Origin of the sequence: Haloplanus natans DSM 17983 (genome assembly GCF_000427685.1) — an archaeon.
Lineage (GTDB): Archaea > Halobacteriota > Halobacteria > Halobacteriales > Haloferacaceae > Haloplanus > Haloplanus natans.
On the sequence record NZ_ATYM01000003.1, the window covers coordinates 157013 to 175144 of the forward strand.

At 56.0% G+C, this 18132-nt stretch carries 14 protein-coding genes and 1 pseudogene; 7 read left to right on the forward strand and 8 right to left on the reverse strand.

Annotated features, from left to right (window positions below):
* Nucleotides 1-169: 169 nt before the first annotated feature.
* Both HALNA_RS19080 and HALNA_RS19605 read left to right on the forward strand, forming a co-directional pair.
* Complete coding sequence (locus tag HALNA_RS19080; RefSeq protein ID WP_169718987.1) at nucleotides 170-1201, forward strand: glycosyltransferase family 4 protein; 1032 nt, start codon at nucleotides 170-172, stop codon at nucleotides 1199-1201.
* Nucleotides 1188-2969, forward strand: coding sequence for a hypothetical protein (locus tag HALNA_RS19605; RefSeq protein WP_157573369.1), 1782 nt, complete (start codon nucleotides 1188-1190; stop codon nucleotides 2967-2969). Before HALNA_RS19080 ends, HALNA_RS19605 begins: the two co-directional genes overlap by 14 nt.
* Nucleotides 2970-3150: 181 nt before the next feature.
* Here HALNA_RS19605 and HALNA_RS00650 read toward each other — a convergent pair whose 3' ends face one another.
* Nucleotides 3151-4284, reverse strand: a complete 1134-nt coding sequence (locus HALNA_RS00650; RefSeq protein ID WP_169718988.1) for a glycosyltransferase family 4 protein — start codon at nucleotides 4282-4284, stop codon at nucleotides 3151-3153.
* A complete protein-coding gene (locus HALNA_RS00655) occupies nucleotides 4277-5434 on the reverse strand; it encodes a glycosyltransferase family 4 protein (RefSeq protein ID WP_049934277.1) in 1158 nt (385 codons plus the stop codon). The genes HALNA_RS00650 and HALNA_RS00655 overlap by 8 nt, the downstream gene beginning before the upstream one ends.
* Nucleotides 5435-5548: 114 nt before the next feature.
* Here HALNA_RS00655 and HALNA_RS00660 point away from each other — a divergent pair, with 114 nt between their 5' ends.
* Nucleotides 5549-6994, forward strand: coding sequence for a sulfatase (locus tag HALNA_RS00660; RefSeq protein WP_049934278.1), 1446 nt, complete (start codon nucleotides 5549-5551; stop codon nucleotides 6992-6994).
* Nucleotides 6995-7121: 127 nt separating this feature from the next.
* Here HALNA_RS00660 and HALNA_RS00665 read toward each other — a convergent pair whose 3' ends face one another.
* The gene (locus HALNA_RS00665) at nucleotides 7122-7661 is read right to left on the reverse strand and encodes a tyrosine-type recombinase/integrase (RefSeq protein WP_084509823.1); all 540 of its coding nucleotides are present in this window, start codon (nucleotides 7659-7661) and stop codon (nucleotides 7122-7124) included.
* 1 nt (nucleotide 7662) lies between these two features.
* Nucleotides 7663-7815 (reverse strand): hypothetical protein, encoded by a 153-nt coding sequence (locus HALNA_RS19610; RefSeq protein WP_157573370.1) that lies wholly within the window; start codon nucleotides 7813-7815, stop codon nucleotides 7663-7665.
* A 900-nt stretch (nucleotides 7816-8715) separates the two neighbouring features.
* Here HALNA_RS19610 and glmU point away from each other — a divergent pair.
* A complete protein-coding gene (glmU, locus tag HALNA_RS00670; RefSeq protein ID WP_084509824.1) occupies nucleotides 8716-9963 on the forward strand; it encodes a bifunctional sugar-1-phosphate nucleotidylyltransferase/acetyltransferase in 1248 nt (415 codons plus the stop codon).
* 173 nt (nucleotides 9964-10136) lie between these two features.
* Here the strand turns inward: glmU and HALNA_RS00675 are convergent, their stop codons facing one another.
* Nucleotides 10137-11387 (reverse strand): Cdc6/Cdc18 family protein, encoded by a 1251-nt coding sequence (locus HALNA_RS00675; protein WP_049934281.1) that lies wholly within the window; start codon nucleotides 11385-11387, stop codon nucleotides 10137-10139.
* Nucleotides 11388-12004: 617 nt separating this feature from the next.
* On the reverse strand, nucleotides 12005-13321 hold the full coding sequence (gene glmM, locus HALNA_RS00680; RefSeq protein WP_049934282.1) for a phosphoglucosamine mutase: 1317 nt from the start codon (nucleotides 13319-13321) through the stop codon (nucleotides 12005-12007).
* 299 nt (nucleotides 13322-13620) lie between these two features.
* On the opposite strand from glmM, the gene HALNA_RS00685 reads away from it, so the two are divergent.
* The 3 genes from HALNA_RS00685 to HALNA_RS00695 all read left to right on the forward strand — a co-directional run bounded on the left by HALNA_RS00685 (nucleotide 13621) and on the right by HALNA_RS00695 (nucleotide 16010).
* Nucleotides 13621-13896: a hypothetical protein gene (locus HALNA_RS00685; protein WP_157573371.1), complete on the forward strand. Its 276-nt coding sequence runs from the start codon at nucleotides 13621-13623 to the stop codon at nucleotides 13894-13896.
* A 92-nt stretch (nucleotides 13897-13988) separates the two neighbouring features.
* Nucleotides 13989-14261: a hypothetical protein gene (locus tag HALNA_RS00690; RefSeq protein WP_157573372.1), complete on the forward strand. Its 273-nt coding sequence runs from the start codon at nucleotides 13989-13991 to the stop codon at nucleotides 14259-14261.
* Nucleotides 14262-15737: 1476 nt separating this feature from the next.
* On the forward strand, nucleotides 15738-16010 hold the full coding sequence (locus HALNA_RS00695) for a hypothetical protein (RefSeq protein WP_049934286.1): 273 nt from the start codon (nucleotides 15738-15740) through the stop codon (nucleotides 16008-16010).
* A 469-nt stretch (nucleotides 16011-16479) separates the two neighbouring features.
* Here the strand turns inward: HALNA_RS00695 and HALNA_RS00700 are convergent, their stop codons facing one another.
* Nucleotides 16480-17364 carry an IS1595 family transposase gene (locus HALNA_RS00700; protein ID WP_049934287.1) on the reverse strand — a complete coding sequence of 295 codons (885 nt, stop codon included), beginning with the start codon at nucleotides 17362-17364 and terminating at the stop codon, nucleotides 16480-16482.
* 115 nt (nucleotides 17365-17479) lie between these two features.
* Nucleotides 17480-18025, reverse strand: a pseudogene (locus HALNA_RS00705) (IS5/IS1182 family transposase); the annotation flags it as partial.
* Between the last annotated feature and the right edge of the window lie 107 nt (nucleotides 18026-18132).

Consider the following 18132-nt stretch of genomic DNA (forward strand, 5'->3'; position numbering starts at 1 on the left):
CGATATCGACCACCTCTTCGTTTACTCAATAGCCGATGCTAACGTATAGAGCGAGTTCTTAAACATGCTATCCAAGAAACACTCTGAAATCAACAAGTGCTACCCAAGAGTGAGAGGACATAATCGATTCCCGTAAATGATTAGGACTTACAAAGTGTTTCTACGTTTGATGTCAAGTGCCAAGGTCTGCTTTATACACAACAAAGTCATGGACTATCGCCTCCCTCTGTTTAAAAATTTAAATAAAGAGATCGATGTTGATTTCCTTATTTTCGACCAGGACAATATTGATAACTTAGATGCGACGGCCGTAAACAAGATAACTCTACTTGGAAAAATTGCGTTTTCAAACTACGATGTTATTGTGTGTCCCGATTTTATATTCACTGAGTCCCTTTTCACCTCCATCCTCGCAAAAATAAAGGAGTCTACTGTCGTTCTATATACTGAAGTTTGGGATATGCCAAATGCCTCCATAATGGAAACTATCCATAAAAAAACGGTTTTAAATATAATTGATGAGTTTGTGGATGCCTATGTCGTGCCTGGAAAGAAGTCTAAACATTACATTCAACGAGAAACAAACTGTGAAAAAAATGATGTGTTTATGACCCGGAGTGCATGCAACATTAATAGCGCAAAACCCTCGGACAGCTCATTGGATAAATTTACTATCTGTTACGTTGGGCGACTAATACCGCTAAAAAGAATTCAAGACGTTCTATACTCAGCAGAGAAGTCCCAATACGCTGATGATATCATTATAAAAATCGCCGGAACCGGTTCTGAAGAGTATTTAGAATATCTAAAAGAGATCGCAGCCGAAATAACTCCTGATACTGAATTCTTGGGCTGGGTTGATGATGTTACAGGTGTCTACGATTCGTCTGATGTTTGTATTTTGCCAAGTGAGAGGGACTCATTTCCATTAACTGTAATAGAATCTATGAAAAGATCAACACCGGTGGTTGTCTCCGATGGGGTGGGAGAGGCAAATGATCTTGTAATAAATGGCTATAATGGATTCGTAAACTCGGTGGGGGATCAAGAAGGTATAGCGGAAGTGATTGACCTATTGATTGAAAGACCTTCTTGCCGAAACAAATTGGCAGAGAATGCCTATTCAACCATCAATAGTGAAGTGTCCTATAACCAGATGGTGGGAAAATTCATAGAGGCAATTGAATATGCGACGAAATAAAATCCTTGTTAGCACGGCTATCCTCGTTACTGTAGCTTCAGTTGTGGCCTCCATATTATCTAATCAGTTATTTCCATCCATAATATTTGGAGCTATAATTTCATCCATCTTGCTTGGAATCCTTGCCGTTACTACCCATTCCCACTTTGTCACACTTTTTACTATCGTCTCTGTCTCAGTAGTAAGAAATATCTCGATATTTGCTTTCCCCGCTTCAGTAATTGGAATAGATCCAAATAGGGATATCCATGTTATTTCTAGGATCGTAAATACTGGAACAACAGATCACCTAGTTATCGGTTTCTACTCCGAGGCTCCTTTCTACTACCTTCTCGCGGGGATCTTTGAGATTGTATCTAACGTCACGCACGAATCTCCATTGTTCGTATATTCAATCTTAATGGGCGTACTCATTCCCTGTACCTCATTTATAATAGCAGACAGGCTATCAAACAAAAAATTGGCAAATTTGGCTGCCCTTTTTGCATCAATTATTACTCTTGGAGTTAAATTTGCATATTGGCCGGTTCCGCAAACTCTAGCGGTTTTATTCTGTTATATAATATTCGTACTTTGGATAAAAAATAGAACTAATAACCGTGAAATGGGAATCTCTCTAGTTATCCTCGGTGTGCTAGTCTTCACCCACAAAGTACCTCTTCTCTTTCTTTTCTTTTCATTTTCTACCGTAAGTATAGTCGCATTCGCATCAAATTACATATATAAAAGGAATATACTCTACTGGCTGTCGGTTTGTGGTATAATGCTTGCTTGGCAGGTGGTTGTTTCTTCTATAAATAATACAGTCATCCAAATAGTTGGGCTATTTTTAGGACTATTGGCCTCCTTATGGGCATGGGAAAATGATGCACAAAACGTTATGCTGAGGAACAATGCCAATCGACACTTCCCAGGTGTTTTCTTTGCTATACTATCAGGATTGTTTCTCATTGTTCAATGGATTTATGCTACCACGTTTATACAGAAAGGGGTTTTAAAAATCTCCACGTTATTTTCTTGGAGAGACGACTTTGCTCCAGAACCAATAAATCCTTCGTCAGCAGCTGCTGTAGATCCCGGTCAGTTAGATTTCCTTTATCACTATTCCGAAACTCTTCTATTTATGCTAGGGGTAGCAATACTACTTGCAAGTTATACTATACTTGAGCAAAAGCCTGAACCATATTTAGTATCGTTTATAGGTATTGGGCTGGTATTAACCGGGATTGTTTCAACAGACCCTAATGCAGGATCACCATTTCGATTCTTACTATTTATTATCCCTCTGGGTGCAGTTATAATATCAATAAATTTTCGGGAAAAATTACCTCTGAAATCATTTAGTGGTACCCAAGCCTTAGGCCTTATCTTTGTAGTCCTTCTTCTATTATTCCAAACTTCCTCCATATTCTTTGTTCCCGACTATAGCGGAACCCCTCGATCATACCTTGATCAGTCAGAAATGTCTGCAAAATCAAGTATAGATGAGTTTGGTATAGACGGAAGAATTGTATATACTGATCAGTACACTACTTTGATTAGGACGTCTCCTGACCCAGATTTAAATTACAAACAGAGTGAAAACCTATATTTGGAATCGTCGTACTCAGAACTGGAGAAGAGTAGTTATATTTTGTACAGAGACGAGAAAATAATACGGTTGAATGGGAATTGGTGGAGATTAAAATGGGGTTCGAATATGTTGGATCGTAACTTTAGTCGGATATACTCTTCAGGAGACTCTCATATATATATAACTGATGCGTAATATCTGTAACCATCGGTAGTGGCCATTCAGCGACTTCGAGTAACAAGAGGTCAGTTCTGTCCATGAAACTCACAAACCGCCTCAATCACCTAGACCTGAAGTGTCGTTGTGACCTGCTGAATGTAGTATTGGGCGCCACCGTACTTATCGGGGGAAACATCATTAACTAAAAGCAATTCCATCAGTTGAGACACTCTCGATATACGTCCAGGACAGGCTGGATGCGGCTCTCCCAACTGTATTCCGAGATCACCGTTGTTCTGGCATTTGCGGCGAGACGTGTCCGCTCGGTTGGTTCTTTGATTAGCCGCGTCAGGGTGGCGGCGATGTCGTCTGCCTCGCGTTGAACGATTATTCCGTTCTGTCCGGATTCGATAATCTCCTCGACGCCGCCGGCAGGAGTGACGACCGGACAAAGTCCGGACGCCATTGCCTCAAGTAGCGTGAGCGGCAAGCCCTCGGTGTCGGAGGGGCGACAAAAGATATCTGCCTCTGCCATCACCGCCGGGACTGACTTAACGAACCCACGGAACTCAACCTGGTCGCTAATATCGTTTTGTTCGACGAACGTCTGGCACTGGTCGGCTAGTGGCCCGGTGCCAACGACGAGCAATCGCCAGTTGGCGGGCCGATCTAATTCACTGACCGCTTCCAGCAGCCGCAGGATACCCTTGTTCTCAATCAATCGCCCGACGAAGAGGATAGTGGTTTCTTCCTCTGAGGAATCTGTGTTGCTCGGCTGAAACTCGTCGGTATCGACGCCGTTGTAGATGGTGGTGGCAGAACCACCGGTTAGATGTGATACTGCATGCAGCGCGGCCTCACTCACGCCGATGACGGCGGTGCTCGTCTTGAAGACGAGGCGGCCGAGCGTCTCTTCGAGTACCCGGGCAGCGATCCCAGCCGTGCCGGTGATCTCGGAGATGTCCCCCAGATGGACCGTTGTGACCAGTGGTGGTGGGGATGAGCACAGGTTCAACACAACCGCGGTACTCCAGGTCGAAAAGAAAAACCGGTTATGTGCGTGGACGACATCTGGCTGGAAGCGCCAGATCACCCACCACAGTACGAATGGAAACAGTGGCGAGATCCGCGCTTGGACACCGAGTAGTTCGGTTAGATCAAGTGAAGGCACATCGATCACACGCACATCCGATTCAGCGAGTTCTCCGTTCTCGCCCTCCAGTGCGAGCACTGTTACATCCACACCTTCGTCGGCAAGGCCGAGTGCGAGTTCGGTCACAACCCGCTCGACCCCGCCAGAAGAAGGGGGAAGATAGTCGGTCGTCAGCAGCACTGAATCGGGGTTACGCACGGTCACTTACCTCAATTAACAACTGCTCCAGATCATTTACGGTCTGGTCCCAAGAGTGCTGCTGAGCCCACTCACGAGCATCATTTCCGAACTGCTCACGGGCCTCGTCCTCGAATAGCTGGACTACCCGCGAAGCGAATGCGTCGTGATCGCCTTCTGGGACGAGATAACCGGTTGTGCCGTCGCAAATCGAATCACGAAGGCCAGCAATATTATTGCCGACAGCTGGCGTGGCACACGCGTTAGCTTCGAGGACTACAATTCCCCAACCCTCTATACGACTCGGGGCGATATATACCCACGCTGACTGGAGCAACTCAACTTTCTGATCCAAGGAGACGAACCCATGGAATGTGGCCGTTTCCGTACGCTCACAGTATTCCGCGATCTCCTCACGGAGTGGTCCGTCACGACCAGCAACGTCGAGTGCCACAGGCTCGGTGGCCTGATCGGTTATCGACTGATGGATCTCGGGGATACGATCAACTCCCTTGTAGCGTTCCAGTCCCCCAATGTAGAGAATACGCGGCGTTTTGGACTCCGAACCGGGGGTATACCGATCAGTATCGATCCCGTTAGTGATCTCGGCGACTGTCGCCGGATCGTGGCCCCGAGAAACCAGTTCCGCGGTCGTGCTTGGGCTCACACTGACGGTTGGATTCTCACGCTCTCGGAGTACACCTGCCCACTGGGCCAGGAAGCCAAACAGGTTCTGAGGAAACGGATGAGTTTCGAAAAACGAGTCGATGGCGATATGATGAAAGATCGAGACTCGTGGCCGGCGGGTGAAAACTGGCCAGGGAAGCGGCGTATTGACGGTGTAGACGACATCCGGTGAGACGCGATATTGGTACCAGTAGAAGTAGATAGAGACGAAGAGATACGAGACCACCACATCCCATGGGGAACCAATTCGGTCGTCGATCCCAACGCGGCGAATAATGACACCGTTGTCAATAACTGTCCGGTCCTGGCCTTCGTCTGCCCCCGTCAGAAGGTAAACGCTATGACCCCGGTCGGTAAGGCGCGTAAGTGTTTCTTCAAGGTTGTGTTCCGACCCACCGGCCTTCGAGTGGTGCCAACTCCGCTTGTTAAGAGCCAAAATACAACGTCGATCAGTGCACCCCTGATCGACCTCAGATGCGGACACGATATATGTGACGACTTTCCGTGTGTGTTAATTCTTTTCGGAAATCAACCTGACCCTTTCGTCCCGTTGTTAGCGTGAATCTTTTGACCAGCGAATCAGGTTGTATATGCAGTAATGAGTAAGAATGTGGTATTGCTGGTTATGGATACGGCCCGGGCGTCGGAAACACGACACGTTCGAGAATATCTCTCCGACTCGAAACTTGCTGATCTCGCCGCTGAGGGGACTACCTACACCGAAGTATTTACGAGCTCGCCGTGGACCCTCCCGTCCCACACGTCACTGTTTACCGGGACATACACCTCAAAACACGGAACCCACGCGGGACACAAATCATACGACGGACAGTTTCCAACGCTCGCTGAGAAGCTCTCAGCAGCAGGTTACGAAACCATTGGAATCACAAATAATGCCTGGGTCACTGATGAATTCGGCTTGGCACGGGGATTCGAGAAATTCCGCAAAGTCTGGCAGTACATTCAAACCGAAACCGATCTGGGCGAGATTAAGCTCACTACCCACGGCACCGATCAGATCATTGAAACCGCAAATGCGCTCCTGAACGGTGATCTGATAGCGAACCTTATCAACACGTTCTATGGAAAGTTCCTCTATCGGCGCTCCGATTACGGAGCGGCACGGACGAATACACTCGTTGAGCAGTGGCTCACTAACCGAGAGACGGACGATCCGTTCTTTCTATTTCTCAACTATCTCGAACCTCATCTGGATTACCAGCCACCAAAGGAGTGGGCGCAACCGTTTCTCCCAGACGACGCCACCTACAGGGATGCGATGGCAGTTCCACAGAAACCCTGGGAGTACGTCGCCGGCACCCTGTCTGTATCAGATTCGGAGTTTGAACTGTTACGAGCGCTCTACCGCGGGGAGATCGCGTATCTCGACCACCAAATCGGTGCCCTGCGGTCGCTGCTCGACCGACACGGCGAGTGGGAGGATACCGTCTTCGTGATCGTCGGGGATCACGGCGAGAACATCGGCGACCACGGCTTGATGGACCACCAGTACTCCGTCCACGACACGCTTTTGCACGTGCCTCTAACCATCACTGGTGGGGCGTTTGTGGACGGCGGCGAGGCCGACCGACTGGTCCAGATGCTGGATCTGTACCCGACGATCCTGAATATCGCTGGCGTATCGGTACCCGATCACGTCCAAGGGGTGTCGTTCCATCCTAACGCGGTGACCGAGCCACGAGAGCAGGTCGTAGCCGAGTATTGTTCACCACAACCGACAATCGAACGCCTGAGCGAGCAGACGGGGGTCCCCCGGGAAGAACTCACCCAGTACGATCGATCGTTGCGGGCACTCAGAACCAGCGACTACAAGCTCGTTCGGGATTCGCGGGACACCGTCGAGTTGTTCGATATGACTACAGATGGCGAGACCGACCCTTGTACAGAGCCGAAGGTACGAGAGGAACTCGAAGCACGGCTCGATGACTGGCTCGCCTCCTTCGAGCAGAATATGGGCAATGGTGCGATTGATATGAGCGATAGTATGAAACAGAAATTGGAAGATTTGGGCTACCTGCAGTGACTTGAGCTAGTTGCTCGATGGTTGTACTCTTATGTAGGCCACAATCGATATTGGTTCCATAATAAGTACCGACGAGGCCAAGATTATACCGTCCGCCACGCTTGATGAGTGTATCGCGTATCGCAAATTACCGATGACCCCGCTCACGAAGCACCTTCCCAATCTGGTTCCAGTCCGTCGAGACGTACTTCATCGTCGTATCCAGCTTCCGGTGTCCGAGAACCTTGGCCAACATGTGGACGGGGATTCCGTCTCCGTTCGGATCGGCAGGTTGTGTCCCGTTCGCTGAGTGGGACGCCATCGAATGGCGAAACGTGTTTGCGGTCACGAGCCACCTCGTGTTCCCGTTGGCGTCTTCGGTGATCGGTTCGTTGACGCCCGCCTCTTTGGCCTGCTCTTTCACGATCCGACTGATGTAGCTCGGCCGCATCTTCGGCTTCTGCTGGGTGAGAAAGAGGTAGTCGGAGTCGGCTGCCGGCGCGTATGACTGGCGCTGCTTCTCGACCCACTCGCACGTTAGGTAGTCCAAATTCTCGTGTAGTAGACGTATCGGATGTAGTTTTTGTCGCCCGCATTTACCTTCGCCGACGTGATTCGCATCTTGCGATTCCCGAAGTGGATGTCCGCAAGCTGGATGTTGGCCAGTTAGACTGATCGAACGCCGTATGTTACAGCAATCGTATCACCAGTTTGTTGCAGATGGCCGGCGAGCCGGGATGCTCGACAATCTTCTGAACGTCCTCGGGAGAGATGGCCACGACGGCGTCGTCCGTATCGCCACGCTGTTGGAGCACCTTGACCTTCTGTTGGAGCGAAACCAAGGGAAAACTGAACAAAGCAGCGTCGAACGTCCCGAAAGGGAAATGGACTACCCGATGGGTACCCCGTAGTTCTGATGTCGCGCTAGATGTTCGGTGATACGTTGTCTCGGTTGTGTCGGGAGAGAATTCAGATGGTCAGAATCTCCTATTAGGTTGCATCGGCGTCTTGTGCAAGTCGCTAGTTCGTCAACTCGATGTCCTTCTGTGAAGGACTCGTAATCACTTCTGCCAGAGTATCTGTCACTCACACGAAGAGAAGAACCCGGTTTTTTGACCTAGAGACTACGTATAAAGATTGCCCAGCAAACAGTTCCTTCGAAGAGAAAATATCTGGATTAAACTCTGGCACACATAAAGAACGCACAGATCAGTAGTCCCAGATGATTGCCTCGAAGATTTGGTGCGGGCATTCATCTGGGTGATTTATCTCAGCCTCGAATTAGGCCTGCTCAATCGAATTATTCTGGAAGGCAATTAACTGGGTTCTTTTTCCGTCTCCAGCACAAAAATCGCTCTACACGGCCGAAAATGGGGGTTTCAGGCGTCGGATCGGAGCCAAAAAAGCGCTCAGAGGCGGTTGGATGGGATTGCCTGCTCGAGGCAATCATCCGGGTCCACTGGCACCTCACCAGCCAGGCGGTACGCTTCTTGCGGCACTACCCCGAAGCGTGACCAACGGCGTTCCAAGCCACGGCTGCTCTGCGATTCTCACTTGACAGTAGCAGCTCTCAACGCACGATTCAATTCCGTAGTGAAGCCAGTCACAGCGAAGGAGTTGCGGGATAATATTGAAACGAGCCACCAGCGCGCGGCGGAGCCGCGTCGCAACCACACGAGCTGTGACCGGCGGCGTATAGCGACGAGAAGCAGGTATTTACGACCGGGTGATGAGTGAAGTATATGCAAACCGTCGTCCTAGCCGCAGGCGAGGGCACCCGAATCCGTCCCCTCACCGCCAATCGACCCAAGCCGAGCCTCCCGGTCACGAACCGCTCTCTCCTCGCACACACGCTCTCGGCGGCCGTCGACGCCGGCGCGACCTCGATCACCCTCGTCGTCGGCTACGAGAAAGACGCGATCGTGGACGCCATCGGCGACGAGTTCGAGCACACGCCGGTCGAGTACGTCGTTCAGGACGTCCCGCGCGGCACGGCCCACGCGGTCCGCACGGCGAAGCCCACGCTCGACGACGAACCGTTCGCCGTGCTCAACGGCGACGTGCTCTACGACGTCGACTCCCTCGAAACCCTCTTCGAGTCCGGTCCCGCGGTCGGCTCCTATCGCGTCGACGACCCATCCAACTACGGCGTCCTCACCACGGCCGACGACCCATCCCAGCGAGTCACCGGCGTCGTCGAAAAGCCCGACGACCCGCCGTCGAACCTCATCAACACGGGCTCGTACGTCTTCCCCGCCGACGCGCAGGCGTGGCTCGACGTCAACCAGAGCGACCGCGGCGAGATGGAACTCACGGACGTGCTCGACCGCACCTGCGCAGAATATGACGTCGACGCCGTCCCCTTCGAGCGCTGGCTCGACGTCGGTCGCCCGTGGGAGCTCCTCGAGGCAAACGAGTGGAAACTGGAGGAACTCGACACCGACCTCCGCGGGACCGTCAGCGACGACGCGACCCTGCGTGGGGCCGTCGTCGTCGAGGAGGGCGCACACGTGAAAGAGGGCGTTACCATCGAGGGGCCGGCGCTTATCCGCGAGGGCGCGACTGTCGGCCCGAACGCGTACGTCCGGGGGTCCACCGTCGTCGGCCCGGACGCCAGGGTCGGCCACTCGGTCGAAGTCAAAAACAGCGTGCTCATGGCAGGCGCGACCGTGGGCCATCTCTCGTACGTCGGCGACAGCATCCTCGGTCGCGACGTGAACTTCGGGGCGGGCACGACGGTCGCGAATCTCCGTCACGGCGACGAAGACGTGAAGACCGTCGTCAAGGGCGAGGTCACCTCGACGAACCGCCGGAAGTTCGGCGTCGTCCTCGGCGACGGGGCGAAGACCGGCATCAACACGACCCTCAACGCGGGCGTCATGCTGCCCGCTGGCTCCCGGACGATGCCCGACGAGACGATCCTTCGGACGCCGGCCAGTGACGACGCCGACGCGTCCGAGTCCGAATCAGCCACGAGGCAGACCGACTGAGGACCGACCGCGCCCTGTCGAGCAGGTCGTCCGCCCGGTCGGAGTCACGCGCCTCGGCTGTCAGCCGGATCAGCGGCTGGGTCTCGCTTTCGAGGACCAGGACCCGCCGTCGTCAGGGTCGACACGAGTCCGATCCACTGTCGTGCCATCCTTGCCCCGTCTTCTCTCGTCGGTCACTCGAAGTACGTGATATCTGCGTCTCTGGAGAGAGCTTTTTTCACGATATCGAGATCCTCGATGATGCGGTGTCTGTTGGTGATGCCGCGACCACGGCCGCGGCCGACACGCTCCGACCGCACCACCGAGTGGAAATTAAACTGCTTGAGAATATCGGATACGCGGCGTTCGGATACTGTCTTGGTATCCATAGCGGTCGCGATCTGCGTGTACTGCTCGTACACTGCCTGCGTTGGGACAGCCCCCTCTTGCTGTTCCGCCTGGAGAACGAGCGCACTAAGCACCAGCTTCGCTAGCTGCGTTTCCCCGTCGATTAGTTCCCGCACCCGGTTAATTTCGGTCTGTTCTTTGGCTTGCCGAGCGTGGGCTTCTGTGACCATTTCTGCGTCTTCGTCCTTTGCGATATCACCCGCGATCCGAAGGATATCGATCGCTTTGCGAGCATCGCCGTGTTCGCGAGCAGCCAGGGCCGAGACGAGCGGAATGACGTCGTCAGTCAGGACGCCCGGCTTGAACGCTTCTTTCCGGCGCTCGAGGATTTCGTTCAACTGATTTGCGTCGTATGCAGGGAAGACGAGGTCGGTATGTTGCAGACTCGATTTCACGCGCTCGGAGAGATTGTCGGGATAGTCAAGCTGATTCGAGATACCGATGATTCCAACCCGTGAATCGACGATTTTCTGATTTTCGCGAGCCCGTGAGAGTGTGCGGAGCACCTCGTCATCTTCGAGCATGTCGACCTCGTCGAATATCACGAACACAATGTCGGTCATCGTGTCGACGATCGTCCAGAGTCGCTTGTAGTAATCTGATTTCGACAGCCCTCGAAGCGGAACGGTGACCCCCGTTTCGTCAGCGTCGTTCAGTTTATTTGCGATCGTTTTGACCGCAGCCGTTTCCGTCGTTTCCTCACCACAATCGAGAATTACGGTCTCGACGGACGTGCCTCGCTCGGCAGCCTCAGGTTTGAGTCGCTCCGTGACCATCCGCGCGGTCAGGCTTTTTCCCGTCCCAGTTTTTCCGAAGATGAGGAGAGCAGTCGGTGCTTCACCGAAGATTGCCGGATTCAGTGCATTTGCAACTCGCTGCATCTGTGTATCTCGGCCAACTACTTTGTCTGGGTCGGGCAAATGTCCGATTTCGAGTAAGGTCTTGTCGCGGAAAATGGGCCGGTCGTAGCGAAACAGTGGGTCGCCGTCATCATCAGGCGAACCGTTCGTGCCGTCCGTTCCGGAGGGGTGTTCCATGGACTGACTCTTCCATTCGAACTCATATAAATATACAGTAACATTTCGTGTGTAAATCGTTCTTAGAGCCGCTATGTAAGCTAGAAAATGGACTTTAACTTGTAGATACATTTGAAGTCATACTTCGAGTGTATCGCGACACACACGGTACCGTTTCGAGTGTAAGCTTTGTCAGAGGGAGATAGAATACTCCGTAGATGTGGTCCGTTATCCGAGAACACACACACACCCCCGCTTCGAGTGTAAACACGCGAAATCAATCGAAAAATACGAATCAAACGCCGAATTTCTAGAGGATGACGCCACACGCTTATAGAGGCCTAGAACACGACCTCGTATCGGACCACCTGCAACGACCCCGACTCACCCGAAACGCTACCCTGCTCACATCGTACCGACATACACTCGAAACGGTGGTGTGCCCCCATGGAACATCCAGTCGAATACACTCGAAGTCCTCCCCCGACACTACAACGACGTCTGATAGATGCCGTGCACCGCTCGTCAACGAGCATACATGACATATCTCAAACTCCAAACCCCACAAATACAGGTCGCAGACTCGCTCGATACCACCTCAAAACTCATCTCGCGCCAACGTGTTCGGAGTTAATAAGTCACGCCTCAGCCCGACTAACGACCGACCGGGCCGTATCAAGCAGGTCGTCAGCCCGGTCGGGATCGCGCGCTTCGGCCGTCAGCCGGATCAGCGGCTGAGTCCCGCTTGCCCGGATCAACACCCAACCATCATCGAAGCCAATGCGGACGCCGTCGATCGTGGTGACGTCGTCGTACGCCGCTACGACGTGGTCGCGCACCTGCGACATGCGCGTGCCCTTCGCGTTGGTCTCGATACTCTCACGCCGAATTGGATAGCGTTCGACCGCTTCGAGCAGCGAGGAGAGCGGCCCCGCCTCGTCGACCAGTTCGGCGAGTTTGCACGCGGCGAGCGGGCCGTCCGGACAGAGCGTCTCGTCGGGCCAGATCCACGCCCCACTCGGCTCGCCGCCGAAGACCACCGTCTCACTGGTCGCGCGCTCGGCGACGTGGACATCACCAACTCGCGTACGCGTCACGGACGCGCCAAGGGGCTCCAGCGTGTCGTCGACGGCGAGACTCGTGTTGACCGGCGCTGCGACCTCGTCGCCACGTGAGACCGCCTCCCGGGCGAAGAGCGCAAGCAGCCGGTCGCCGGAGACGAAGCGCCCGGTCTCGTCGACGGCCACCAGGCGGTCGGCATCGCCGTCGTGGGCGACGCCGAGGTCGGCGTCGGTGGTCGCGACCTGTGCTCGCAGCGATGTCAGAGTCTCCTCGGTCGGCTCGCTCGGGCGTGCGGGAAAGGAGCCGTCGGGCTGTGCGTTGATCGTCTCGACGGCACAGCCGAGTCGGTGAAGCGCGGTCGCGGTGACGCCGCCCGCACCGGTGCCGATGTCGACGACGACCGAGCAATCGCTAACCTCCGTGCCGGCGTCGACCAGCGCCTCGGCGTGGCGCTCGGTCGCCCCGTCCCACGACCGTTCGTTTCCGATCCCGTCCCACGTGGCGAGGTCGTAGTTCTCGGCCTCGACGCGGCCCGTAATCTCCGCTCGCCGTGACTCGTCGAACGCCTGTCCGGTGGGTTGCCAGAGTTTGAGCCCGTTATCGGCCGGCGGGTTGTGCGAGGCGGTCACCGAAATACCGGTGTCTGCACCCCGCCACGCAACACTCCGAGCGATCGTCGGCGTCGCCGCGAGGCCGATGTCGATCACGTCCACGCCACACTCGCGGAGTCCTGCGGAGACGGCGTCCGAGAGGATCTCACCGCTGTGCCGGGGGTCGCGGCCGATCACGGCGCGGTCGATATCGGTGCTCCCGACCGCGCGTCCGACCGACAGCGCGAGGGCAGCCGTGACTGTCTCGCCGATCGGTCCCCGTATGCCGCTCGTTCCGAACATGGCTGGAAGTGGCATATGAGGGAATATATAACCGCTTGCCGCGGAGTGAGGGCTCCCCCCGGACCGACACAGGTAAACTCGTGTCGAGGTGTGTGCCATCCGAGAGTCGCTCTCGCCACCGATCCACAGTCGACAGCCTGACCGACGCGAGGACGGGAGTCGCTGCCCACTGAGCTTCATGAGTCACGCCCGCTGGTCGTGATACTGGGCTGGTACGAATCTCGGTCGAATCACTCGCCGATAAAGTTAATTCGTATCGGCCGAGTTACTATGGTGATAGTCGGCCTCCTTCGGTAGTGATGCCTACTGGCGATAAGCCGACCGCGACCGAGCGTGCTGTGCTCGCAGCCGACGATGGTCGCGATAACTCGACGGCCGTGTTGACGACCGTGACTGGCGCTGCGAACGGCGGCTACGCGTATCATCGTATCGGCGCCGACGGCCGTCCGCTGTGTGGGGCCGGTGGCCCGGAGACGGACCTAGTCAGGGTGACGATCGCGGCGGCCCGACGACGCAACACGGCCCCGTGCCAGCGGTGTCGACAGCTCGCTGAGACGGCGCCGGACGAGCGCTGATACGCACGCCTGCTGCAGGAGAGCCCGCACTGCTTGGCCTCGCGCCTAACGCGGACAATTATAGTCTCGACCGTTGTCTGGTTGGTGTGGCCATGACTGATGATCGAAAGCCAACATGGGACGAGCCAGTCCAGCGGACGCGTGATGAGTCCCGGGACGGCTCCACGCCCGTCCTCGTGCAGGCAGGTGAACCGACCGGCGGAGGCTATGCGTATCACGATATGAATACCGACGGCCGCCCGTTGTGTGGCGCCGGGGATCAAGAGACGGAGTATATGACGGTGACGATCGAGGAGGCGCGGCGCCACGGCAAGTCGCCGTGTCAACGGTGTCGGCAACTGCCGGATCTGAGCCACAGAGAGTAATCGACCACGACGGAGCGACACGCCGCCGCCGCAGCCCCGCGTGGGGGCGAGCAGTAAGCGTCTGCACACGGCTGTCTCGCCGGCCAGTGTCGGAAGACAGGCAGGGCGGCGCGGGAGCGATGTCTGTGTCGTCCCGCCGTGCGCTCGAAGATGTCCGACCCACAGCGACCGAGCTGAACCGTGGCGCGGTCAACCGCGCCGCTGCGCACGGCCGGAGGAACCCGGGTTGGATCGCGCTCTGCACGGCGACCTGCTAAGGATTGCACGAACGATGCTCGGGATGCGGACGTGCGGGGGCGTTCGCGCCACCAGGTTGAGGCGAATGTCATGCACTCGCGCCCACGCACGCCATCGGATTCTTTTCACGGCTACAGCCGTCGGCGTCCCCCTGCCATCGCTGTGGCAGGCGCCAAGCCAGGAGGTGAGAGTGCCCTTCGTGGCTTCATACTCGGGGGACGCCCGCCAGCGCGGCCGAGAGGCGCTCCACGGTACGCTACGGTCGAGTCTTCATGTGCCATACTCGCGAATGCCCCCGCAAGGAGCGGTGATCTGCTCGTGCACGCGACGATTGACACTGTGGATGACGGAGAGATTGACCTCCTCCGGCCCCTGCAGACGGTGGTATGCGCTCTTGACATCCTCCCCGCGCTAACGCGCGAGGATTCCACGAAGTGGAGAGGAACTCTCTCGTGTCGCTTCCCCACTGACACGGCGAATACGACCACGACACCGGCCGCGACAGCCAGTGCCAGTGGAGCCACACCACGAGGATCAACGGCGCGCCACATGGCTACACGAGTCGAGAGGGGAGTCTGGCCCGCGCTCCACAACACGACCTGTCGGTACCGTCTCGAACACGCCCGAGCGAGGCACGCCTGGAGCCACCTCTCGACGGCTGCGCAGACTGTCGCGACGTGTGCCGTGTGGTGTCTTGACTGACTACGACGGCTGGCACGTCCCAATCCGTGCCCCCCTGATGCGTCGGCCCGAGTCCGAAGCGTGGGGCTGCACTCGTCGCGTCGTGATCGTGAGCGGTTTCATAATCGGATGCCGGCTGCTGATTTGGGGTGTTCTGTCGGTCCGGCGAGGGTGCACGCTCCGTTGCGAGCAGTGCGGTTCGTCCGCGTACGGGGGCGAGCGCGGAGGTGTGTCGGGGACGCGGTTTCGACGCGGGTGGTGTCTCGGTGGCGTGTGGCGCTCGCCATAATTGGGGTTTCAGTGGGTTCTTCCGGGCGTTCAGGCCGATTATGAAGATTCTCTGACCGCCGGAGCGACGCGCACGGCATAGTTCCGTCTCTCTCCAACCCGAACGCCGATGATGAGGTCGCCATCGAGGAACCACCTGGCACGGCCGTGCTCGACGCCGGGATGATCGAGACGGCGACCCGGGTCGGGGAGACAAGATAGTTTCGCGATATGCTATTTGCATATAATGGGCGAGGGTATATAAGCGAAGTTCTTGTGCCATGTGTGGCCATGACAGACAACGGGAAACCGACGCGGGATGAGCGTGTCGAGCGGGCGGAGGCGGAGTCTCGGGAGGCGTCCACGGAGGTGCTCGTGTCGGCGAGTGGCACGGCCGGCGGGAGCTACGCCTATCACGATATGAGGACGGCTGGGCGGCCGCTGTGTGGGGCGGGAGACGAGGAGACGGAGTACGTCACGGTAACCATCGAGGAGGCACAGCGCCGAAACAAGGCGCCGTGTCAGCGATGTCGATATCTCGATAGCATTACCGAGCGCGACTGAACCTCAGACATGCTGTCGGCGCGTTCGCTCGCTGCACTACTGTGACAGCATTACAACCGTCACACTGTATCGGTAGCCCGGAACACCGAAGCGACGGACTGAGTGGGAGGACTCACCGTTCGCACTGATGCGAACCGTGCCCAGCACGCTGGAGACCGTGCCGACCGCTTCGCAGTCGCCTGCGATGAGCAGGTGGGAGGCAGCGTTGACCCTGCTACACGCGCTGCAAAGCACGCCATCGGAGATACTTAGGGCGGCGACCCATGACGCTGGCCACGCGAAAGCGTACTCGAGCCGCTGAGGAGCCGCGCAATCCTCATATCCCGTCGGGGACTCCCGCGGCTTCAGCCGTGGGAAGAGGTCAAGCTGGCAACAACGGGGACACCAACACGCTTCAGCACATTCCACTGGGAGCGCCAACTGGGAGCATACAAAAGAACACGCTCTTGTGGCGGAGATTATTGGTGAGTCATAGCGCAGTTCCGAGGATGGTTTTGAGCGCTTCTTTCCCCGGTTTGCGGAACACTTCTCGACGGAGCTGAAACGCTCGGATATACGGCGTGAGTCTGTCTTTAGACACACCTCGATGCGGCGAGAGCCACCGTCGCGCCAGCGACGCGTGGCTCTCGCAGGTGTTCACGTGAACGGCTCCATCAACGTACTCGCCGTCACCGTGGACGACGTATTCACGGGTGAATGCGTCGTCCTCGTCAAGTGGATCGTATGCCCGAAAGCCGTCTGTGTAGACGGTTACCGACTCCTGCTGGCGGTCGGCCAGCAGGAGTCGAATCCCCGATTCGGTCGCGGCTTTCGTCGGGATCACGTGTCGTTCACCACTGCCGCGATCAGCGAGAACAAACACAGCGAGCTTGTCCTCAGCGTATGTTCCACGTCCGCGCGTAGACAGGCCACGCGAGCGCGACGGCTGGTCGCGCTCGCGGCCCTTGAGACCTGCTTTCACGTAGAATTCATCTATCTCGACCGGGCCTTCGAGCTGTAGTCGAGGCGCGTCCAGCGCCTGCAGGAAGCGCTGGACGCGCCGGTAGATCGTCTTGTATGAAACGTCAATCTCTACGTCTAATTGCCTGAGACTTGTGTTGAAGCGGATGTACGTGTAGACGGCGAGAGACCACTTTCTGAGCGCCACCGAAGAATGTTCGAAGATCGTGCCGGTCTGATCGTTGAACGTGCGGTCGCAATCCTTACAGAGATACCGCTGAAACACGCGATAGCCGCCGTACCGAATCACAGATTCGCCACGGCAGCGTGGGCAATAGACGCCGTCGCGCCAGCGAACCTGTGCCAGCAGGTTCGCGGCGCGACGCTCCGAGACGAACGTCCTGATAGGGAACATTGTTCGTCGGGTGACGCGGTCGCGTCACCCTTGCCCGCTGTGACTTCCAGCTACTGCTGAGAACTCACCAACAATCCTCTACCCAAGAACGCACCAACAATGTTCTTCACAAGAGCGTCTCTGTGAACTCCGCCGCGATCGGGATCTTTTGCCCGGTCGAGACGATCGTACAGCCGTAGCCGTAGTAGTATTCGTCGTCGGTTGGATCGTAGCATTTCGACGCGTCTTGATCGGCAGGCATCGCCCTCACATCCGTTGAATCGATACAGTAGGTCAAGTCGAGCAGGCCGCGGACGGCGGCCTGCTCGACGAGTCGGTCAAAGACTTCGTCGACGACGTGTTCGAGATCGGTGAGGAAACGATCGACCACGTCTCTCGACGGCGGTCGATCGAAGCCACAGCTCAGCCAGACAACTGTGTTTTGAAGCTCTCGTTCGACGGGACGAATGCCGTAGATGTCGTGGTAGTAGCAGTGGAGAAAGCCACGCATCAGCTCTGGTGGTTCGTGCTCTCGTGTTCGCCCCGTCTGCGCCGGGGCGAACACGTCGAACTCTTCGAGAAACTCGAAAGAGAGGTGCTCAGACAACGCTAGCGTCTCGGTTTCCGCGACATTGAACAACGAGTCTACCGAAGGGTGATCCTGCAGGGTCGCTGGGCTCATACCACCTCAGCGTTCACCCTGCTCTTTCGTGTGATAACCGTTCTATGACACCCTCGTAAGTCGTTACCGGCACTTGGCCAACCCGTCTTGGCAAAGTGTCGGTGAAC